The following is a 21,057-nucleotide window of genomic DNA, read 5'->3' as shown; positions in this document are numbered from 1 at the left end:
TGCGTTTTGTTTTTTTACTCAATTCTGCCATTATAATATTTATAAGGACAGAATGTATTTAAGGATTGTTATTGGCACAAATACTTTTGTTAATGAAATGTTTTAGAGAATCTCATGTAAAAGTATGTTTAATCTAATTTGAGCAAGTAGTCACCGATTTACTTCTAAAACATGATAATACATTCTTTAATTTTAAAACGTAAAATTACTTAGAAAATTTAAATTCTTGTCTTTGAACAGCTGTGTTTTTACAAACTTCATTGAATTCTTCGACAGATTTAAAATGTAATTGTTCTATTATTTTATACTCATAGAAAACTTTGAAGGAATCTCTTTTAAATACCCAAGGTTCCACTGTAATAACATTCTCATCTTTATAAAAAGTTTGATTCATATTACCATCTGGACCTTGAGAAATTTCCATTTTTCTACCTTCTGGCTGTATTTTATCCATACAAATAAGAAGTGAAAAAGCATCGCACCATTCAACAAATCTATACAATCGCTCCGCGTATTTTTTATCAATTTTGAGGTGTTTTAGAATATTTTTCCGATTTACTTCTTGTTCCTTTAAATATTTATCTAATTTTTTATCCTCACCATCAGTTTTGTCTCCAAAAATAAAATCAATATGCATCGAAGTTAAAAAAGCATTCAATTGTGATTTTGACGTCGCGTTCTCCATCACATTATATTGTTGTTTCAAATCTGTTTTATTCGATTCATCACTAACTAAAAAATGTCTTGGTGCTCCAGCTTCCGTCAAGTTTTTATTTTCTTGCGTCTCAGCAATTCCATCATCATGTTCAGCAATTGCAATAAGCGTTGGAACGAGAATATCAGTTGGAACGTCAATGTCATATTCATAAGCTAACATGGCAGCAAGCAATCCGTGAGATCGTTGATTAATAATCTTCCATCCTTTTATGTGTGATGCAACAATCATAATTTAAAAGGTATTAATAAGTGAAATTTGGTTTAAATCAAATATAATAATAATCTTTTAAAATTTTATTTTTTAGAGTTACCTGAATTTATCTTTCTTTTCAAGAATTAGATATAATTTTAATACGCTGTTTTTTAGATAGGCTTTTTACTGTCTTTTTCATAGTTTTACATGGGTTCAATATCAAAAACTTTACTTCTCTTTTATGAAAAATAAAATCACAATTTTAATAGTATTTTTTGCTTTATGTTCGTGTAAAAATAATGAGTCTGAAAATATAGAAAAGGACAAAATGATTGTTGGAAACTGGCTATTAGGCAAATGGGAAAATAAATCAGTTGATGGCAAACTTACGGAAGAATGGAGCAAACTAAATGATAGCACCTACCAAGCTACTTCCTATTTTATCAAGATGAAAGATACACTGCATCATGAATCGATTACTTTACAACAAAACGGTGAACAGCTTACTTATGTAGCTGCAGTAAAAGGACAAAATGATGACAAACCCGTTACATTCAATCAACTTGAATCAACAGAGAGCAAATTAGTTTTTGAAAACTTAAAAAACGATTATCCTAAAAAAATAAGTTATACTCAAATTTCTAAAGATAGTATCGCTGCTGAAGTTTCAGGAATTCAGCAGGGAAAAGCAAGTAGTGAGAAATTTATAATGAGTAGGATCAAATAAAAGTCCCAAATAACAATAAGTTAGTTAGTTCTTCAAATTACCAGCTCTTATGAAAACTAAGCGATATTAATAGCCCTGATGGAAGCGGCATCCTCGTAGCATTGCGGAAAGATACAGCGGACAGCAGGACAAAACGCTTTGATAAATCTGGAAGTTTTGCTCCTAACAATTTTGAAAAACGACATCGTTCATAACTCCTGATGATTTCACTTCGGTACCAATTTCTAAATTCCTAATTTGCGACTTCAAATAATTAGCATAAAATGAAGGTCTGTATTGCCGAAAAACCAAGTGTTGCACGAGAAATTGCATCTGTATTAGGAGCTAATACCAAACATGATGGTTATTATGAAGGTAATGGTTATGCGGTGACGTACACCTTTGGACATTTATGCACATTAAAAGAACCCAACGATTACAAACCACATTGGAAAAGTTGGGATTTGAATAATTTACCCATGCTTCCTGAAAAATTTGAAACTAAAGTAGTAGAGAATTCTGGGATTCAAAAGCAATTTAAAATCATTAAAAGTTTATTTGATAAAGCCACATTAGTGATTAATTGTGGGGATGCGGGACAAGAAGGAGAATTAATACAGCGCTGGGTGATGAACGAAGCAAAGTATAAAGGCGAAGTCCAGCGTTTATGGATTTCATCTCTAACCACCGAAGCAATAAAAGAAGGTTTTCAAAACTTAAAACCGTCTGCTAATTACGATAATTTATATTACGCAGGATTCTCTAGAGCTATTGGTGACTGGTTATTAGGTATGAATGCTACCCGTTTATACACCGTAAAACATGGCGGATATAAACAAGTTCTGTCTATAGGACGAGTTCAAACGCCAACATTAGCCATGGTGGTAGACCGCTTTAAAGAAATTGAGAACTTCAAACCACAACCTTACTGGGAATTACAAACCTTATATCGAGATGTACTATTCAGTTATGAAGAAGGCCGTTTTCTAAAAAAAGAAGATGGAGAACTTCTAGCGAATAAAGTAAAGGAAAGTGATTTTGAGATAATCTCTGTCGAAAAAAAGAATGGTAATGAATTTGCTCCTAAATTATTTGATCTAACAGGACTTCAAGTATATTGCAATACAAAATTTGGTTTTACAGCTGATGAGACTTTAAAAATCGTTCAGACCTTATATGAACAAAAGGTAGTTACGTATCCTAGAGTAGATACTACTTTCTTACCAAGCGATATTTATCCGAAAGTCCCTGGGATTTTACAAAATTTGACTAATTACGCTGCGTTGACACAACCTCTTTTAGGAAAAAAGATTAAAAAATCACCAAAGGTTTTTAATGATAAAAAAGTAACGGATCACCACGCCATTATTCCCACTGGAATTCAGAATAAGTTGCAATACAACCAACAGCAAGTTTATGATATAATAACAAAACGTTTTATAGCTGTGTTTTATGATGACTGTTTAGTAGCTAACACGACAGTTATAGGAAAAGCAGCTGATGTTTCTTTTAAAACAACTGGAAAAGAAATCTTGAAAAAAGGTTTTCGTATCGTTTTTGAAGATCCCAACAGTAAAGAAAAAGAAGCTGATATTTTACCAACTTTCATTGTAGGAGAGAAAGGTCCGCACCAACCCTCATTTTTAGAAAAAGAAACTAAACCGCCCAATCAGTTTACAGAAGCTACTTTATTACGTGCGATGGAAACTGCGGGAAAGCAAGTTGATGATGAAGATCTACGAGAATTGATGAAAGAAAACGGTATTGGCCGACCATCGACACGAGCTAATATTATTGAGACTCTTTTTAGAAGGCAATATATCGTTAGAAATAAAAAACAAGTGCTACCTACTCCAACAGGAATCCAACTAATCGATACTATTCAGAACGATTTAGTAAAATCAGCGGAGCTGACTGGTTCTTGGGAAAAGCAATTAAAAGATATTGAAAAGGGAACTTATACTGCTGGATCGTTTATTAATAATATGAAGCGAATGATCGAAGTTTTAGTAGATGAAGTTCGCAGTGAAAAGCGACATGCTAATATTTCGCACGCTGCAGCTGCTCCAAAAGAAGTTGTAAAAATAGAGAAAAAGAAAGCTGCTGGAATTTTGGCAGAAGCTTGTCCAAAATGTAAAAGTGGTTCTCTTATAAAAGGAAAATCAGCATATGGCTGTAGCGAATATAAAGCAGGCTGTACATTCTTACTTCCATATGTTTTTGCAGATAAAAAAATATCAGAGAATCAGTATTTGCGATTACTTCAAAAAGGGTCGACAGTTAATTTAAAAGACTTTAAAACTGATGCTGGTTTACAAGAAGGACTTATTAGATTTGGAGAAGATTTCAAACTTATCCTTGAAGTTAAGAAAACAGCAAATCTAAAACCAGTGACTGAAAACAAGATAAATTCTGATGCGTTGGCTTGTCCAAAATGTCAAAAAGGAACAATTTTAAAAGGAAAAATAGCTTACGGTTGCGACCAATATAAGCTCGGTTGCGACTTTAAAGTTACTTTTGATGAAGTTAGATCGAAACTAAAAGATCAGAAACCAACAAAAGAAATTGTTCATCAAATACTAAAAAATAGTGCTAAATAACTGACTTTAAGTAAGTTTTAGAATAACAAAAACACCTTATTAGTTATATCAGTTTGAATACATTTTCTACTAATAGCAGCTATTATATTTGAACAAAAGTTAAATATTTTTAGTAAAATACTGATATTCAAGCATATAATAAACATCTAAAATTATTATTGATATTTAATCTAAATAAGCTTTGTGAATTCAAAATGAGGTTTTATATTTGCATCGTTATTTTTAATTATTCCAAATAAAGAATCATGAGCAATAGAATTAAAGCACTTTTCATCTTATTATTTACAACATTTTACATACAAGCGCAAGACAGCGGAATTATCGAAGGTAAGATACTTTCGGCAGATGGATTTCCTCTTCCGGGAATCGCAATCAAATTAGGAAAAGTAGCTAAAACTACAGAAACAGATGTTAATGGTGAGTTCCTCTTTAACAACTTTCCAGCAGGAAATCATACTATCACTCTAGAAGGAAGCGGTATGAAAAAACAATCAAAAGAAATTAAAGTAATACCAAATCAAACTAATTATGTACAATTTAAATTAGTTGAAGATATTACAACTTTAAAAGAGTTAGTGATTAAGATCAAACAGAGTCCTAACAAGAAAAAGGAAACTGTACTATCTGGTTTAAATATAAAACCAATTGATCTTCCTCAAAGTATTCAAATAATAGGACATCATGTTATCGAGCAGCAACAAGCAGTGAGAATGAGTGATGTTATCAAAAACGTAAACGGTGTTTACGTAGGTTCAGCTCGTGGTGGTGCTCAAGAGTCATTCTGGTCTAGAGGTTACGATATGTCAGCAAACAATATGTTTAAAAACGGTTTCCGTTTCACTAATGGATCTATGCCTGAAGTTTCTTCTCTTGAAAGAGTAGAGGTATTAAAAGGAAGCGCTGCGTTATTATTCGGTAACGTTGCTCCAGGAGGAATCTTAAATATGGTAACTAAAAAACCGTCGTTTAAAAGCGGTGGTGAGATAACTATGCAATTAGGAAGTAATGCGTTTTACAAACCTTCTATCGACATTTACGGTCCTTTAGATAAGAATATAGCGTATCGATTTACTGGTTCTTATGAGAACTCTGAGAGTTTTAGAGATGTAGTAAAAAAAGAACGTTACTATATTAATCCATCGGTTCTTTTTAAAGCAAGTGAAAAAACAGAAATTGTTTTACAAGGAGATTATTTGCACGACAACTGGACACCAGATTTTGGAACAGGAATTATTGGAAAAACAATTGCAGATATTCCTAGAAACACTTATTTAGGGGCGGAGTGGTCAAACGGTCAAACCAGACAAGCGAGCGTTTCTGGATTAGTAAAACATGAATTCGATGAAAACTGGAAGCTAAATTTTAATAGCTCTTTCCAAAATTATGAAAGAACATCAAAAGGAACAGAACGTATTCAACCAGAAGCAAACGGAGATTGGAAACGTCCATTAGGTCAAAATAGAAATTTAGAACAAGTAATTGGTGAACAAGTTAGTCTTCAAGGTAACTTCTCAACTGGAAATGTGAAACACCAATTGTTTACTGGAGTTGACTTTGAAAATTCATTTTTACAAGCATACACTTTTGCATTCGATCCAAAAACTTATGGAAGTGGAAACATCTTTGATTTTGATAATTTTAATCAAGGTGGAGCAATACCTGAAGGAACTAATACTAAAATAGTAAAAACAGATACGAACCGTTTTGGTATCTATGCACAAGATTTAATTTCTCTTACTGATAAATTTAAAGTACTTGCAGGAATTAGATGGTCATGGCAAGAATCACAAGCAAACACAAGTGATTTAACTAAAAATCCAGTAGTTGTTAAAGAGGATGTTAAACGAATTGATCAAGCTTTCACACCGAAAATAGGTTTAGTTTACCAACCAACGAAAGACATGTCTTTATTTGCAAGTTATTCGAACTCGTTCACTCCAAATTCGGGAACAACGGTAGATTTAAAAGTGATCAAACCATCATTGATTGATCAGTATGAATTAGGAATTAAAAAAGATTTCTGGAGAGGATTATTGAGTACGAATATCACTTTTTACCAAATTGAAAATAGCAATTTAGCACAAACTGCAGAATTTAAAGCAGACGGATCAAGCAATACTGATTCTAGTATTAAAGTATTAAGCGGTTCAACAAAAAGTAAAGGTGTGGAACTAGATATTACTGCGAGACCTATTGAAGGGTTAAGTATTTTAGCTGGATACAGTTATAATGACATGCAATACACTAAAACATCTGGATTAGAAGGAAGTTTTATAGTTGGTGACCGTTTAGCTAGAACACCTGCAAATACTGCAAATTTAAGCTTCTTTTACACTTTACCTTCTGGAGCGTTAAAAGGATTATCATTTGGATCTTCTGCAAACTATATCGGAAATCGCGTAGGTGGATGGAACAATCAATATAGAGCTGCAGAACCTAACGGAATATTTGATAGAGAAATTCCTTTAAATGATTACACGACTATTGATGTATCTGCTGGATATGAGTGGGGTAAGTTTTCAATATTATGTAAACTATCAAATGTTGCAAATGAGTTAAATTATACAGTGCATGAAAACTATAGTGTGAATCCTATAGCTCCACGCCAAGTGATGACAGCATTAAAGTACAAATTCTAAGTTGTTATCATTGCTAAAAGACTTTTTTCTGAACTACAAATTAATTCAGAAAAAAGTCTTTATTATTTATATTAGAAATTATTATTTTCGCACTTGCAAAAACTAAAAAAAGTAATGAAAAAGAAAACCTTCCGTAACTTACATAGAGATTTAGGTTATTTTTATATCGGACTAATCATTTCATTCGCCGCTTCAGGACTTATGATGAATCACAGAGACTCTTGGCACCCTGAAAAATATACTACAGAAACTAAGTCGATTTCAATTCAACTTCCCGAAGAGGATAAAATCAATGAAAAGTTTGCTGAAGATTTAGGAAAACAGCTTGGTATCGATGATAAATTTCGCCGCCACAATGTTAAGAAAGGTACTTTGAAAATATCATATGAAAAGCATGATGTTGAAATTGATATTGCAACTGGAAAAGGTGAAATAGTAACATTTTTAAAAACACCAATTATCAGCCAGACGATGAAATTGCACAAAAGCACTTCTAATTTCTGGATCTACTATTCTGACATTTTTGCTTTGAGTTTAATCGCAATAGCGTTAACTGGAACTATAATGGTGAAAGGTGGTAAATTTAGTTTTAAAGAACGCGGTTGGAAACTAGCTTTAGCAGGAATCATTTTCCCGCTTATCTTCTTATTTTTATTAGCGTAAAGGATTCAAAAACAAATACTGTTACTTAAAATAAAAAATCCCAATTCTGAATTAATCAGTATTGGGATTTTTCAATTATAGTATTAGATGTAAACTTATTTTAATCCAGCTAAACTTTGTTCGATAGTCGCAATTTTGGCTAATGAATCCGCCTCTTTTTGTCTTTCGTTTGCCAAAACTTTCTCTGGTGCTCCAGCCACAAATTTCTCGTTTGCAAGTTTGTTTTGAACTGATTTTAGAAAACCTTGCGTGTAAACAAGTTCCGCATTTAGTTTAGCTATTTCAGCTTCAACATCAATGTTTCCAGTTATAGGAATAAAATATTCATTAGATTTAACACGGAAAGATAAAGCGCCATCCACTTTGTCAGAAACATATTCCATTGCAGTAATGTTGCCTAATTTGGCTACAACCGAATCAAAATAAGTTGAGGCTTTATCGTTGTTAATTGCTTTAAGCTCGATTGCATCTTTAAAAGGAATATTTTTGTCCTTGCGGATTGTTCTAATTCCAGAAATCACTTCTATTGTGTGATCAAAGTCTGCGATTAGCTTTGTATTGAAAGGTTTTATTTCTGGCCAAGTAGATACAATTAATGCTTCTTCTGTAGTTCTTTCAGCAATAATTTGCCAAATTTCCTCTGTCAAAAAAGGCATAAATGGATGCAATAATTTCAAGTTGTTTTCTAGCATTTCAATCGCTTTTGCAAAAGTTACGCTGTCAATTGGCTGTTGGTATGCAGGTTTAATCATTTCCAAAAACCAAGAACAGAAATCGTCCCAAACCAATTTGTATATTGCCATTAGAGAATCAGAAATTCTGTATTTCTCAAAATTATCTTCAATTTCTAGCAATGTTTGTTGCAGTTTAGCTTCATACCATTCTATTGCCACTTTTGAAGATTCTGGTTGCGGAATTGCATCTGAAACTTCCCAACCTTTAATCAATTTGAATGCATTCCAGATTTTGTTTGTAAATGCTTTTCCTTGATTGCATAACTCCTCATCAAACATAATATCGTTTCCTGCCGAAGCGCTTAAAAGCAACCCAACACGAACACCATCAGCACCAAATTTCTCGATTAAATCCAAAGGATCTGGTGAATTCCCTAATGATTTAGACATTTTACGTCTTTGTTTATCACGAACTAATCCAGTCAAGTATACATTTGTAAATGGTTTTTTATCTGTATACTCATAACCCGCAATGATCATTCTAGCTACCCAGAAAAATAAAATATCTGGACCAGTCACTAAGTCATTTGTTGGGTAATAATATTTAAAATCCTCACTTTCTGGATCCATAATTCCACCAAAAACAGACATTGGCCATAGCCAAGAAGAAAACCAAGTGTCTAAAGCATCTACGTCTTGTCTAAGATCAGAAATTTGAAGTTCGTTGTTAGACGTTTTTTCTTTGGCTAAAGCCAAAGCTTCTTCAATAGATTCAGCTACTACAAAATCTTCTTTTCCGTCACCGTAGAAATAAGCAGGAATTTGTTGTCCCCACCACAATTGACGAGAGATATTCCAATCGCGAATATTATTCAACCAGTGTGCGTACGTATTATTAAAACGTGCTGGGTGTAATTTAATATCACCATCAACTAAAACAGATTGAATTGCTGGCTTCACCAAATCCTCCATTTTCAAAAACCATTGATCAGACAAACGAGGTTCGATAACTGCTTTTGTTCTCTCTGAAGTTCCAACTTTATTCAAATGAATCTCCGTTTTTGTTAAAGCGCTAATTTTCTCTAGTTCATTTGCAATTTCTTCACGAACTACAAAACGGTCTTTCCCTTTATAATGTAAACCGAAACTATTTAAAGTAGCATCTTCATTGAAAATATCAACAATTTCAAGATTATGCTTTTCACCTAGAGCTTTATCATTCATATCGTGAGCAGGAGTAACTTTTAAGCATCCTGTTCCAAATTCGATATCTACATATTCATCTTCTATAATAGGAATCACTCTCCCGCAAATAGGAACGATTGCTTTTTTCCCTTTCAAATGAGCAAAACGCTCATCATTAGGATTTATACAAATAGCAGTATCTCCAAAAATAGTTTCCGGACGCGTTGTAGCAATAGTAAGAAAGTCTTGAGTTCCTTCTATTTTATATTTTAGGAAATATAATTTTCCTTGCTGTTCTTCATAAATTACTTCTTCGTCAGACAAAGTTGTTTTAGCTTCAGGATCCCAGTTTACCATACGGTATCCTCTATAAATCAAACCTTTGTTATATAAATCAACAAAAGACTTTATTACAGATGCCGACATATCTGGATCCATGGTGAACTTGGTTCTCTCCCAATCACATGAAGCTCCCAGTTTTTTAAGTTGGTCAAGAATTACACCTCCATATTTATCAGTCCATTCCCAAGCGTGAGCAAGAAATTCCTCACGAGTTAGGTCATTTTTATTAATTCCCTCCGCTTTTAATTTTGCCACCACTTTAGCCTCTGTCGCTATCGAAGCATGATCCGTTCCGGGGACCCAGCAAGCATTAAATCCTTTAAGACGCGCTCTTCTAATTAAAACATCTTGAATGGTATTGTTTAACATGTGTCCCATGTGCAAAACGCCTGTAACGTTAGGCGGTGGAATTACAATGGTATATGGGGTTCTATGATCTGGCTCAGAATGAAAATAATTATTTTTCATCCAGTAGTCATACCATTTGTTTTCTATAGTTTTAGCGTCAAATTGTGCAGGAATAGTCATATAAAGCAACTGTTAAAACCAAAATTATACTTTGGTCTGATATTTGTAATTGATATAGTGAACAAAAGTAAATAATTCTGCACACTATAAAAAGATAAATAAAAATTTGTGCATTAATTAAAAGAAACTATTTTTACTAAATGATTCTAAATAACTAAAAATGAAAAAAACGATAATTTTATTCGCATTTGCACTGATAAGCAGCATTGGTTTTGCACAAAATGGACCAAAGATTGTATTCTCTGCACCTGATAACACAATCGATTATGGAAAGGTTACCAAAACAGAAAATGGTACGCGCGATTTCGTTTTTACAAACACTGGTAATGCACCATTGATTATCACTAATGTACTTTCTACTTGCGGATGTACAGTGCCTACAAAACCTGCAGAACCTATTATGCCAGGAAAAACAGGTAAGATTACAGTTAAATACAATATGGCTCCTGGACCAATCAGAAAAACTATAACTGTAGAATCAAATGCAGTGAACTACGATGAAGGAAGAGTTGCTTTAAAAATAAAAGGAGAAGTAATTACTAAGTAACTTATTCACTCTTAAATTCAAAATGCTTCTGAAAGTTTTTCAGAAGCATTTTTTTTTATAAAATATCATCCAATTTAAATCTGAATTTAAGAACTTGATTGTCACGTTCTACCTCTAGTGTAATCCATTTTAAACCTTCAGACCGGAACATCGAATTAATATTTTCTAAAGAATATTTATAAGTAGCGCTGCTGTTTACTTTTAAAAGTATATCACCTTTTTGCAATCCTATATTTGCCGCCGCAGAATTCTTACGAACATGTGCGATTTCATAAATAGGTTTTAATTTGAATTTATATTTAAAGTCCGATTTCGTGCTGTAAACGTTGGTTTCGCTGGTTCTAGATCTTAAAGGAACTGTTTCCATAGGTACTGTTTCTTGAACCCATTGTAATCCGTTATGTTGGATTTCGATACCGCTGTTGTTGTAACTGAAAGCAGCAGCATAATTACCATTTTTTTTGAGATATAGTAGCTCGTTTTGATAATCGAAAACCACATCAAAACGCTTCATTATTTCGCCACCAATTGAACCCATTCTACCGGGAACCATACTTACATTCCGAATCGAAATGGAATCCGGGAAAGAGGCTACTAAATTGCTAAATTCAAAATCTGCTACTTTAAATTTTTGTATTCTACCGCGTTTTCCTTCAATATCGCCACTAAATCCTTTTCCTAAAAAATCATCAAAGTTTTTAAAAGGAATGTTTATTTTTTTTGTGCGATCTTCAAAAAGCCACACAGCGTCACTATTTCCAATATCAATTAATAATTTAACTGGTATTTCTTCATTTTCTAAAGTGACAGTAGTTTTTAAATAGGGCTTAGACTTTTCGACCGTGATAGGAATTACTTTAAACTTTTTTTCTATTCTACTTTTATTTCTTGGGCTGTCTTTATAGACGACAATTACTTTCTTTCGATAATTAATTTCGACCAAATTATTTTTAAAAAACTGATATCCTATAATACCGTTTACAGGAATCCCAATTTGAGAGGATAAATTAAATTCAGGATCTAAAACAATGTATAGCATATGCTGCCTCATTTTTAAAGTGCTGAATTCTAAAACATTATTTGTAGATTTCAACCCTTCAACAGCCGTTTGATTCCCCAGGCCTCTCAACAAAACCTTTTCAGTATTTAAAAAACGCATTTCTTTTTTTTCCTCTAGACTGAAAAGAATAGTCTCTGAAACTCCAGTATCTAATAAAAAATTTAGTTCGATACCATTTACTTTGATGGGAACAAATACTAGGTTATTAATTAATTTAAAAGGGATTTTAATTTTAGAATTTCCATCTTCAAATAGAAATCCTTGCTGCGAAAACACAGGTAAAAAAAGTAGCGAAATAGTAATTAAAAAAAGTCTTTTTAGCATCGTCATTCTTTTACATAAAAATAATGAATTAATCCATTGAATAATGCAGATTTAACAATTTATACACTTTTTATTTGCAATAAATTCCGAAAAAAAATCGCAAATTTGCAATTCAATAATATTAAGACTATGCCAAAAATATCAAACAAGGGCAAACTAATGCCTGAATCACCGATACGTAAATTAGTTCCGTATTCGGAAATAGCTAAGAAAAAAGGACATAAAGTATATCACTTGAACATAGGTCAACCTGATATCAAAACTCCTGAGGTTGCGATGGAAGCTGTTAAAAATATCGATTTAACAATTCTTGAGTACAGTCACTCTGCAGGAAACGAGAGTTATAGAAAAAAACTAGCTGCCTATTATACAAATCAAGGAATTCCTGTAAACATTGAGGACATTATTGTTACTACTGGTGGATCAGAAGCTTTGATGTTTGCTATGGGAAGTACAATGGATCAAGGAGATGAAATTATTATTCCAGAACCTTTTTATGCTAATTACAATGGATTTTCAACGGCATCAGGAGTTAATGTAATACCAGTTATTTCGACTATCGATACTGGATTTGCATTACCAGCAATTGCTGATTTTGAAAAACTAATTTCTGCGAAAACAAAAGCTATTCTTATATGTAATCCTGGAAATCCAACAGGATACTTATATTCGAAAGAGGAAATCATGCAGTTAGCTGCTTTAGTTAAAAAGCACGATTTATTCTTAATCTCTGATGAGGTTTATAGAGAGTTCACTTATGATGGAGATATCCATTATTCAGTGATGAATGTTCCTGGACTTGAAGAGCATGCAATTATGATTGACTCTGTTTCTAAAAGATACAGTATGTGTGGTGCTAGAATAGGTTGTATTGTTTCTAAGAATAAGGAATTGATGACCACTGCAATGAAATTTGCACAAGCTAGATTAAGTCCGCCAACAATAGAGCAGATTGCAAGTGAAGCAGCATTAGATACTCCGCAAAGTTATTTTGACGAAGTAATTTCTGAATATAGAGAACGCAGAGATACATTAGTTGAAGAGCTAAATAAAATAGATGGGGTGATTGTGAGCAAACCGAAAGGTGCTTTTTACTGTATCGCACAATTGCCTATTGACAATGCTGATGCTTTTGCTCAATGGTTATTAGAAAGCTACGATTTGAATGGTGAAACTGTAATGGTTGCTCCAGCGGCAGGCTTTTACTCTACTCCAGGAATGGGTTTAAATCAGGTTCGAATTGCTTATGTTTTAAAGAAAGAAGATTTAATAAGCGCAGTAAGAATTTTAAAAGCTGCAATTCCTGTTTATAACGCTATGCAGGTTAAAGCATAATAATAATAATAATAATAATAGATTTCTGTACTCGTGGAAACGAAATATATTTTTTTTTAAAATGCGGCAACTTTATAGTTGCTGCATTTTTTTTTGGTCTACAGTCCGAGATACATTTCAATCAGGAAAAATCAATCGTATTTTTAAAATGTAGTATTAATAAATGTACGACTACTCTCAATTTAGCACCGAACCTTTAATTATGCTAGCTTTAACGTTTTTAAAAGTGCGAGTTTGAACTGAAATAGTGCACGCTATAGAAATTCTTTAATTATTATTATTTACCTTTACGCTTTAAATAAAATTACAAAATATAATAGTTCCTTTTAATGATAAATAAAGAAGAATTTCAAGACGAAATAGGAGATAATCACGTTAGTTTATCCGCAAAAAACCCAGTGAGAGATGATGCTTTTGCCATTTCTGATGATGAGAAAATTGAGAAAATAAAAAAAGATGTTGAGAGTATTTTACTGACATTAGGAATGGACTTGACAGACGATAGTTTAAAAGGAACACCTAATCGTGTTGCTAAAATGTTTGTGAAGGAAATCTTTGGTGGTCTTAATCCAGAAAAAAAACCTAAAGCTTCAACATTTGATAATAACTATAAGTATGGCGAAATGCTGGTAGAGAAAAATATCATTGTATATTCTACTTGTGAGCACCATTTATTACCAATAATAGGAAGAGCTCATGTAGCTTATATTTCAAACGGAAGAGTTATTGGTTTATCAAAAATGAACCGAATTGTTGAATATTACGCTAAAAGGCCACAAGTACAAGAGCGTTTGACTATGCAAATTGTTCAAGAATTGCAACTAGCACTAGGAACGGAAGACGTTGCTTGTGTAATTGATGCAAAACACCTTTGTGTAAACTCAAGAGGAATCAGCGATATTGAAAGTAGTACCGTAACTTCAGAGTTTGGTGGGAAATTTAAAGATAGTGTTACTCGAAGAGAATTCTTAGATTACATTAAACTAGAAACTAAGTTCTAAATCCTTATAATCCCGTTACGGCGGTAATTAAAGGGGAAATAGAAGTAAGTCTAAATTAAGTTATCAGCAATAAATCCTAGCCCTGATTGCAGTGGAAATCCTTTCTAGTTTTACGAAAAAATAGAAAGATTGAAGCGAAAAGCAGGAATTAGCTCCTAAAAAAAATAAACTAAATGCCTTTATACGAAACGCAAACACTCAAAATATACAATTCTCTTTCAGGAGAAAAAGAAACATTTAAACCAATCCATCAAGGAAATGTTGGAATGTATGTTTGCGGACCTACAGTCTATAGCAATGTGCATTTAGGAAACGTACGTACCTTCATGTCTTTTGATGTGATCTTTAGGTATTTTTTACATTTAGATTATAAAGTTCGTTACGTTAGAAACATTACTGATGTTGGACATATTGTTGATGATGAAGACGAAGGTGAAGATAAAATTGCAAAAAAAGCTCGTTTAGAACAGCTGGAACCTATGGAAGTAGTTCAGCGATACACGGTAGATTTCCACGACATCCTAAACGCATTCAACTTTTTGCCACCAAGCATTGAGCCGACAGCTACAGGTCATATCATTGAGCAGATAGAAATTATCAAAACTATAATTGATAATGGAATAGGTTACGAAGCAAATGGGTCTGTTTATTTTGATGTAGTGAAATTTAATAAAACCAATCATTATGGCAGATTAAGTGGTCGTAATATTGAGGATATGTTAGCTAATACTAGAGATCTTGATGGTCAGACTGACAAAAGAAATCCACAAGATTTTGCACTTTGGAAAAAAGCAGAACCACAGCATATTATGCGTTGGCCCTCACCTTGGAGCGATGGTTTTCCAGGATGGCATTTAGAATGTACTGCAATGAGTACAAAATATCTAGGTAATCACTTTGACATTCACGGAGGCGGAATGGACTTAAAATTCCCGCATCATGAATGCGAAATTGCTCAAAACGAAGCTTGTACTGGTCAAACTCCAGTTAATTACTGGCTTCATGCCAACATGCTTACGTTGAACGGTAAAAAGATGGCCAAATCAACAGGTAATAATATTTTACCAAGAGAAATACTTACGGGAGAAAACACAATTCTTAGTAAGGCATTTTCAGCTTCTGTAGCACGATTTTTCATGTTACAAGCTCATTACCGAAGTATTCTTGACTTTTCTGATGATGCAATTGTTGCTGCAGAAAAAGGGTACAAACGATTGATGGAAGCACTGAGTGTAGCAAAAGAAATTACCCCAAATTCAAAAAGTACTATTGACATATCAGCTTGGAAACAGTCATGTTACGATGCAATGAATGACGATTTCAATTCACCTATATTGATAGCACAATTATTTGAAGGTGTAAAATTCATCAATTTACTAAATGACGGTAAAGAAAATTTGACGTCTGCTGACTTAGAATCTTTTATAAAAGCTATGAACGCTTTTGTATTTGATGTCTTAGGTTTAGAAGACGAGAAAGTATCTGACAGCAATAACGACAAACTAGAAGGAACAGTTAATATGTTGATCGAAATGAGAAAGCAAGCTAGAGATAATAAGAATTTTGCCTTATCTGACCAAATTAGAGATCAATTAGTTGCTTTAGGAATCCAGTTGAAAGATGGAAAAGAAGGAACTACTTTTAGCGTTTAGTATATCTATTTAAAAATCAGAACTGATTAAATATGATTAAAAAAATTCTCATATTTCCTTTTGTGGTATTAGTGCGTTTTTACCAAACTGCAATCTCTCCTTTTACACCTGCATCTTGTAGATTTGAGCCGACTTGTTCTACCTATATGCTACAAGCATTGCAAAAACACGGATTACTTTATGGTGGCTTTTTAGGCCTAAAAAGGATTGTGAGTTGTAATCCTTGGGGAGGCAGTGGATATGACCCGGTTCCTAATGAGAAATGCAATCACCAACATTAACCTTTTATTAGTAGAAACCTTCCTTTTATTACATATTTTTACAACTGATTAAAAAAAAACAATAAATGACACATGCTTTAAACATCGTTTGGAATCCATCAGAGGGAATAGATCTAGGTTTTTTTATGATTCGGTATTATAGCTTGATGTTTGTAATCGCCTTTGGCTTGGGTTGGTACATAATGAAAAATATTTTCGAGAGAGAAGGCGAATCTATAGAAAAACTGGATTCTTTATTCATTTGGACTGTTCTAGCGACATTACTTGGTGCACGTTTAGGACATGTGTTTTTCTACGATTGGGAATATTACAGCAATCACTTGACGGAAATTCTATTACCTATTAGAGAAAACCCAAATGAATCCTTATTTAATATTATACAAGGATGGGAATTTACAGGTTTTACTGGATTAGCGAGTCATGGAGCTGCTATATCAATAATAATAGCGATGTATTTTTACAGCAAAAATGTTTTAAAAAGACCACAAATGTGGATTTTAGATCGTGTAGTAATTCCAGTTGCTAGTGGCGCTATTTTTGTACGTTTAGGAAACTTTTTCAATTCTGAAATTATAGGTCATGAAACAACTTCTAGTTTTGGAATACGATTTGTAAGAGATCATTTCAGTCCAATGGATGCTGTAAATGCTACTGGAATACCAAATCCGCAAGCAGCTTACGCAGCTATAGCTCACGACCCAAAATTCTCTGCATTATTAACGCAAGTGCCGGCAAAACATCCCACGCAATTATATGAAGCATTTTGTTATATTTTTGTATTTGCAGTATTATTTTTCATGTATTGGAAAACAGAAAAAAGAAAATACACCGGTTACATTTTTGGTATGTTCCTAGTTCTACTTTTCACAGTTCGATTTATCGTAGAATCAGTTAAAGAAAGCCAAGGTGGTTTTGAAAGCGCCTTAGGTCTGTTTTCAACTGGACAGTGGCTAAGTATACCTTTCATCATAATTGGTCTTTATTTTATATTTACAGCTCAAAAGGAACATGTAAATTAATAAAAAATAAATTAAAATAAGAAAGCGCTATCTAATTATCTTAGATAGCGCTTTTTTTATGATTGCAATTTAATATAAAATTGAGAGCAACTTGAAGTTGAAATAGTATTTCAATTCTGAAATAGATTAATTAAAAGAAACTGTTTTAAATTCTAATGATGTCTGAAATAAATTATTAAGAGCGCATTAGTCGAGACGCTTCCAGCTTGACAATGTGATAGTACTTATTTAATTGTAAAATAGAGGTATCTTTAATGGACTCGAATCAGATTCCACAAAAATTGCTTTTAATCGAAATATTATTATATTTTGAGGTGTTTAATTTTCTAATCGCAGCTGCTATCATTATTAACCTTGTTATTTGACTATTGTCAGCCACCCATCTCATCTTTGAGATACTTTAAAATTAGATTTATACTTACACGTACTTAGAACTTTAGAACTTAACTAAAATAAATTAAGTAGGCGTTTAATTCTTACCTCACTAAAGTATAAACTGTTTGCCTAATTTATTTGTTACCTACAAATATTATTTTACGCCAAAAAAAAAGAGATTCAACTTTCGCTGAATCTCTTTTTGTAAATATACTTTAAAGCTAATTAAGCTTCTAAGTGATTAACTTCAACTTTATCTTTATCTTCTTTAGAGATTGTATCTACAAGGATTGGTGTTGCGATAAATAGTGAAGAATAAGTTCCTACTACAATACCAATCAACATAGCGAATATAAATCCTCTGATTGATTCTCCACCAAAAACAAACATAATTAACAATACAACAATCATTGTTAACGAAGTATTTATAGTTCTTGACATTGTTGTGTTAATAGATTGATTTACGATGTCAGCAAATGTACCTTTAGTTTTACCTGCTAAATATTCACGAACCCTATCAAATACAATAACAGTATCATTCATTGAATATCCAATAACGGTTAGAATCGCAGCGATGAAATGCTGATCGATTTCCATTCCAAAAGGCATGAATTTATAACATAATGAATAAACACCTAGTACAAAGATTACGTCATGCGCTACTGCAGCAATCGCACCTAAACTATATTGCCATTTTCTATAACTAATCATTAAGTATAGGAACACTAATGCTAATGAACCTAAAACAGCCCAATACGCATTTGTTTTAATGTCTTCTGCAACAGTTGGTCCAACTTTAGAAGCTTGTAAAACTCCTAAATTCTTACCATCATAAGCGTTAACAAATTTATCGTAAGTCATCGCAGCAGAATAATGTTGTTTTAAATTCTCAAACAACAACTTGTTAACTTCTTCATCAGCTTTAGTTCCTGGCTCTTGAACTTTATACTTAGTAGTTATTTTTAACTGATTGTCGCTACCAAATACTTTTACCTCGGCGCTACCATCAAAAACTTTTTCTAACTCTTGTTTTACTGTTTCAGTTGAAACTGGCTTTTCAAAACGTACTTGGAATGTTCTACCTCCAACAAAATCTACACCTTGATCCAAACCATTTACAGCTAATGACGTGAAACTTACAATTACAATAATCGTAGAGATTAAATACGTCCATTTCTTCATACCTAAGAAATTAAAATGGAAGTTTGTAAATATGTTTTTAGAGTATTTAGTAACAAAAGTTAAATCATTCTTTTTACTAATATTCCAATCAATAAATATTCTAGCGATGAAAATAGAAGTAAACAATGAAGTTATAATACCAATTAACAATGTAGTAGCAAAACCTTTAATTGGTCCTGAACCAAATATAAATAATACAGCTCCAGTTAATATGTGTGTCACATTCGCATCAGTAATAGATGACATCGCTCCTCTCCAGCTATAAGAAGTCTTAACGGCTTCATCAAGTGACTTACCAGCACGTAGCTCCTCTTTTGCTCTTTCGTAGATAATAATATTCGCATCTACTGCAGTTCCCATTGTAAGAACGATACCAGCAATACCAGGTAAAGTTAATACAGCACCAAGACTTGCAAGAATACCAAATAAGAAAAGTAAGTTAACTGCTAATGCAACGTTAGCATACCATCCTGCTTTACCATAGAAAAACATCATCCAAAGTGATACAATAATTAATCCCCAAACTGCTGAACTAGTACCATTATCAATTGCCTCTTGTCCTAGGGATGGTCCTACCACTTCTGACTGAACAATGTCAGCAGCAGCTGGTAATTTACCTGCTCTTAAAACGTTAGCTAAATCTTTAGTTTGCGTTACATCAAACGCTCCTGAAATTTCAGATCTTCCACCTGAAATAGGTCCGCTAGAAACTCCTGGTGCAGAATAAACCACATCATCTAGTACAATAGCAATATTACTTTTTTGAGTGTAAGCTCTACCTGTTAACTCTTCCCAAGATTTTGCACCTTGACCGTCCATTTGCATAGAAACAGCTGGCTTACCTAATTGATCAAAAGTATCTTTTGCATCAGTAACAACTCCACCGCTCATAGCAGGAACGTTGTCTCTATTTCCTTTTAATGCATATAATTCAACTGCATCTACTGATTTTCCGTTTGCATCTTTAATTGCTGAAGGAATTCCCCAAACAAATTTTGCGTAACGTTGATCTCCCGCAAGTAAAATTCTAATATCTGCTCTCTTAAAATAACCGTTAACAACAGCAGTATCCTTTGGTGAGAAAAGACCTAAAACTGGTCCACCACCTTGAGCCATGATTTTATCTAATAAAGGATTGTTTCCTTTTTTAGTCGCAGCAGAATCTTTACCATCAGATAACAAAGCGCTTAATGAATCTTTTACAACTGGTTTTACCTCAGCAATATTAACCTCAGTTTTTTTCAATGACTCATTAGCAGCCATTAAAAAATTACCAATTTCTTCAATTTTATAAGTTTCCCAGAACTCAAGTTGAGCTGTGCTTTGTAATAATTTTTTAATTCTATCAACATCTTTAGCACCAGGAAGTTCAACAAGAATTCTTCCAGATTCTCCTAATTTTTGAATATTAGGTTGTGTTACACCAAATTTATCGATACGTTTTCTTAATACGCCAAATGCACTCTCTACAGACTCATCAACTTTTCTAGAAATAACCTTTTTTACTTGTGCATCAGTCATTTGGAAATCTACTCCACCTTCACCTTGCAAGCTTCTGTTTGCAAAAATGTCTGGAGCAGCTAATTTTACAGTTCCATTTGAATTAGCATCAAAAGCGTCATAAAATGCATCTAAATAGGTTTGATTTCCTTTTTGATTCGCAGTTGCATCAGCCAAAGACTTATTGAAAACTGGATTTTTAGAATTATTAGATAATCCTTTCAAGATATCTTTAACCGAAATTTGAAGAATAACATTTATTCCTCCCTCTAAGTCAAGACCTTTGTTGATTTGTTTATCACTAACTTCATTGAAAGTGAAATTGGTAAAACCAAGATTAAATACTTTCTCTTTACCAATAGAGTCTAAATATTTAACTTCCTTCTCAGAATTCCCATTAGCAAAAGCTTTTGCATCGTTTTTTACTTTACTTGCAACAAAAGTGAAAGAAAGTTGGTAAATACTTACCAATGCAAATAGAATTGCGAAAAATTTAATAAGTCCTTTATTCTGCATTATTACTAAAAATTAATT

At 33.0% G+C, this 21,057-nt stretch carries 14 protein-coding genes; 10 read left to right on the top strand and 4 right to left on the bottom strand.

The window, feature by feature from the left end; translation table 11 throughout:
* Window positions 1-205: 205 nt before the first annotated feature.
* Window positions 206-946, bottom strand: a complete 741-nt coding sequence (locus BC961_RS02305) for a DUF3891 family protein (protein ID WP_121924231.1) — start codon at window positions 944-946, stop codon at window positions 206-208.
* Window positions 947-1,151: 205 nt separating this feature from the next.
* Here BC961_RS02305 and BC961_RS02300 point away from each other — a divergent pair, with 205 nt between their 5' ends.
* The 4 genes from BC961_RS02300 to BC961_RS02285 all read left to right on the top strand — a co-directional run bounded on the left by BC961_RS02300 (window position 1,152) and on the right by BC961_RS02285 (window position 7,518).
* Window positions 1,152-1,637, top strand: coding sequence for a DUF6265 family protein (locus tag BC961_RS02300; protein ID WP_121924230.1), 486 nt, complete (start codon window positions 1,152-1,154; stop codon window positions 1,635-1,637).
* A gap of 263 nt (window positions 1,638-1,900) precedes the next feature.
* The gene (locus tag BC961_RS02295) at window positions 1,901-4,216 is read left to right on the top strand and encodes a DNA topoisomerase 3 (protein WP_121924229.1); all 2,316 of its coding nucleotides are present in this window, start codon (window positions 1,901-1,903) and stop codon (window positions 4,214-4,216) included.
* 245 nt (window positions 4,217-4,461) lie between these two features.
* Window positions 4,462-6,855, top strand: a complete 2,394-nt coding sequence (locus BC961_RS02290) for a TonB-dependent siderophore receptor (RefSeq protein WP_121924228.1) — start codon at window positions 4,462-4,464, stop codon at window positions 6,853-6,855.
* Between the two features lie 114 nt (window positions 6,856-6,969).
* The gene (locus tag BC961_RS02285) at window positions 6,970-7,518 is read left to right on the top strand and encodes a PepSY-associated TM helix domain-containing protein (RefSeq protein WP_121924227.1); all 549 of its coding nucleotides are present in this window, start codon (window positions 6,970-6,972) and stop codon (window positions 7,516-7,518) included.
* A 95-nt stretch (window positions 7,519-7,613) separates the two neighbouring features.
* Here BC961_RS02285 and BC961_RS02280 read toward each other — a convergent pair whose 3' ends face one another.
* Window positions 7,614-10,247, bottom strand: a complete 2,634-nt coding sequence (locus tag BC961_RS02280; RefSeq protein ID WP_121924226.1) for a valine--tRNA ligase — start codon at window positions 10,245-10,247, stop codon at window positions 7,614-7,616.
* Between the two features lie 160 nt (window positions 10,248-10,407).
* Between BC961_RS02280 and BC961_RS02275 the strand changes: the two genes are divergently transcribed.
* On the top strand, window positions 10,408-10,794 hold the full coding sequence (locus BC961_RS02275) for a DUF1573 domain-containing protein (protein ID WP_121924225.1): 387 nt from the start codon (window positions 10,408-10,410) through the stop codon (window positions 10,792-10,794).
* A 55-nt stretch (window positions 10,795-10,849) separates the two neighbouring features.
* On the opposite strand, the gene BC961_RS02270 is transcribed toward BC961_RS02275, so the two are convergent.
* Window positions 10,850-12,178, bottom strand: coding sequence for an aspartyl protease family protein (locus BC961_RS02270; protein ID WP_121924224.1), 1,329 nt, complete (start codon window positions 12,176-12,178; stop codon window positions 10,850-10,852).
* A gap of 129 nt (window positions 12,179-12,307) precedes the next feature.
* Here BC961_RS02270 and BC961_RS02265 point away from each other — a divergent pair, with 129 nt between their 5' ends.
* From BC961_RS02265 to lgt, 5 genes are all read left to right on the top strand, one after another.
* Complete coding sequence (locus tag BC961_RS02265) at window positions 12,308-13,513, top strand: pyridoxal phosphate-dependent aminotransferase (protein ID WP_121924510.1); 1,206 nt, start codon at window positions 12,308-12,310, stop codon at window positions 13,511-13,513.
* 329 nt (window positions 13,514-13,842) lie between these two features.
* Window positions 13,843-14,514: a GTP cyclohydrolase I FolE gene (gene folE, locus BC961_RS02260; RefSeq protein ID WP_121924223.1), complete on the top strand. Its 672-nt coding sequence runs from the start codon at window positions 13,843-13,845 to the stop codon at window positions 14,512-14,514.
* Between the two features lie 173 nt (window positions 14,515-14,687).
* On the top strand, window positions 14,688-16,166 hold the full coding sequence (gene cysS / locus BC961_RS02255) for a cysteine--tRNA ligase (RefSeq protein WP_121924222.1): 1,479 nt from the start codon (window positions 14,688-14,690) through the stop codon (window positions 16,164-16,166).
* Between the two features lie 32 nt (window positions 16,167-16,198).
* Window positions 16,199-16,447, top strand: a complete 249-nt coding sequence (gene yidD, locus BC961_RS02250; protein ID WP_121924221.1) for a membrane protein insertion efficiency factor YidD — start codon at window positions 16,199-16,201, stop codon at window positions 16,445-16,447.
* Window positions 16,448-16,512: 65 nt separating this feature from the next.
* On the top strand, window positions 16,513-17,466 hold the full coding sequence (lgt, locus tag BC961_RS02245; protein WP_121924220.1) for a prolipoprotein diacylglyceryl transferase: 954 nt from the start codon (window positions 16,513-16,515) through the stop codon (window positions 17,464-17,466).
* A gap of 600 nt (window positions 17,467-18,066) precedes the next feature.
* Here lgt and secDF read toward each other — a convergent pair.
* Entirely contained in the window at window positions 18,067-21,039 is a 2,973-nt protein-coding gene (gene secDF / locus BC961_RS02240; protein ID WP_121924219.1) for a protein translocase subunit SecDF, read from the bottom strand.
* Window positions 21,040-21,057 lie beyond the last annotated feature (18 nt).

The organism is Flavobacterium weaverense, from assembly GCF_003688495.1.
GTDB lineage: Bacteria > Bacteroidota > Bacteroidia > Flavobacteriales > Flavobacteriaceae > Flavobacterium > Flavobacterium weaverense.
The sequence above is the reverse complement of the archived record's forward strand: the minus strand, read 5'-3'. Positions and strand labels throughout refer to the sequence as shown.

What these genes read in the sequence shown, in the direction of transcription:
- BC961_RS02305 (WP_121924231.1), bottom strand. Translation starts at nt 946, where the DNA reads ATGATTGTTGCATCACACATAAAAGGATGGAAGATTATTAATCAACGA.
- BC961_RS02300 (WP_121924230.1), top strand. Translation starts at nt 1,152, where the DNA reads ATGAAAAATAAAATCACAATTTTAATAGTATTTTTTGCTTTATGTTCG.
- BC961_RS02295 (WP_121924229.1), top strand. Translation starts at nt 1,901, where the DNA reads ATGAAGGTCTGTATTGCCGAAAAACCAAGTGTTGCACGAGAAATTGCA.
- BC961_RS02290 (WP_121924228.1), top strand. Translation starts at nt 4,462, where the DNA reads ATGAGCAATAGAATTAAAGCACTTTTCATCTTATTATTTACAACATTT.
- BC961_RS02285 (WP_121924227.1), top strand. Translation starts at nt 6,970, where the DNA reads ATGAAAAAGAAAACCTTCCGTAACTTACATAGAGATTTAGGTTATTTT.
- BC961_RS02280 (WP_121924226.1), bottom strand. Translation starts at nt 10,247, where the DNA reads ATGACTATTCCTGCACAATTTGACGCTAAAACTATAGAAAACAAATGG.
- BC961_RS02275 (WP_121924225.1), top strand. Translation starts at nt 10,408, where the DNA reads ATGAAAAAAACGATAATTTTATTCGCATTTGCACTGATAAGCAGCATT.
- BC961_RS02270 (WP_121924224.1), bottom strand. Translation starts at nt 12,178, where the DNA reads ATGCTAAAAAGACTTTTTTTAATTACTATTTCGCTACTTTTTTTACCT.
- BC961_RS02265 (WP_121924510.1), top strand. Translation starts at nt 12,308, where the DNA reads ATGCCAAAAATATCAAACAAGGGCAAACTAATGCCTGAATCACCGATA.
- folE (WP_121924223.1), top strand. Translation starts at nt 13,843, where the DNA reads ATGATAAATAAAGAAGAATTTCAAGACGAAATAGGAGATAATCACGTT.
- cysS (WP_121924222.1), top strand. Translation starts at nt 14,688, where the DNA reads ATGCCTTTATACGAAACGCAAACACTCAAAATATACAATTCTCTTTCA.
- yidD (WP_121924221.1), top strand. Translation starts at nt 16,199, where the DNA reads ATGATTAAAAAAATTCTCATATTTCCTTTTGTGGTATTAGTGCGTTTT.
- lgt (WP_121924220.1), top strand. Translation starts at nt 16,513, where the DNA reads ATGACACATGCTTTAAACATCGTTTGGAATCCATCAGAGGGAATAGAT.
- secDF (WP_121924219.1), bottom strand. Translation starts at nt 21,039, where the DNA reads ATGCAGAATAAAGGACTTATTAAATTTTTCGCAATTCTATTTGCATTG.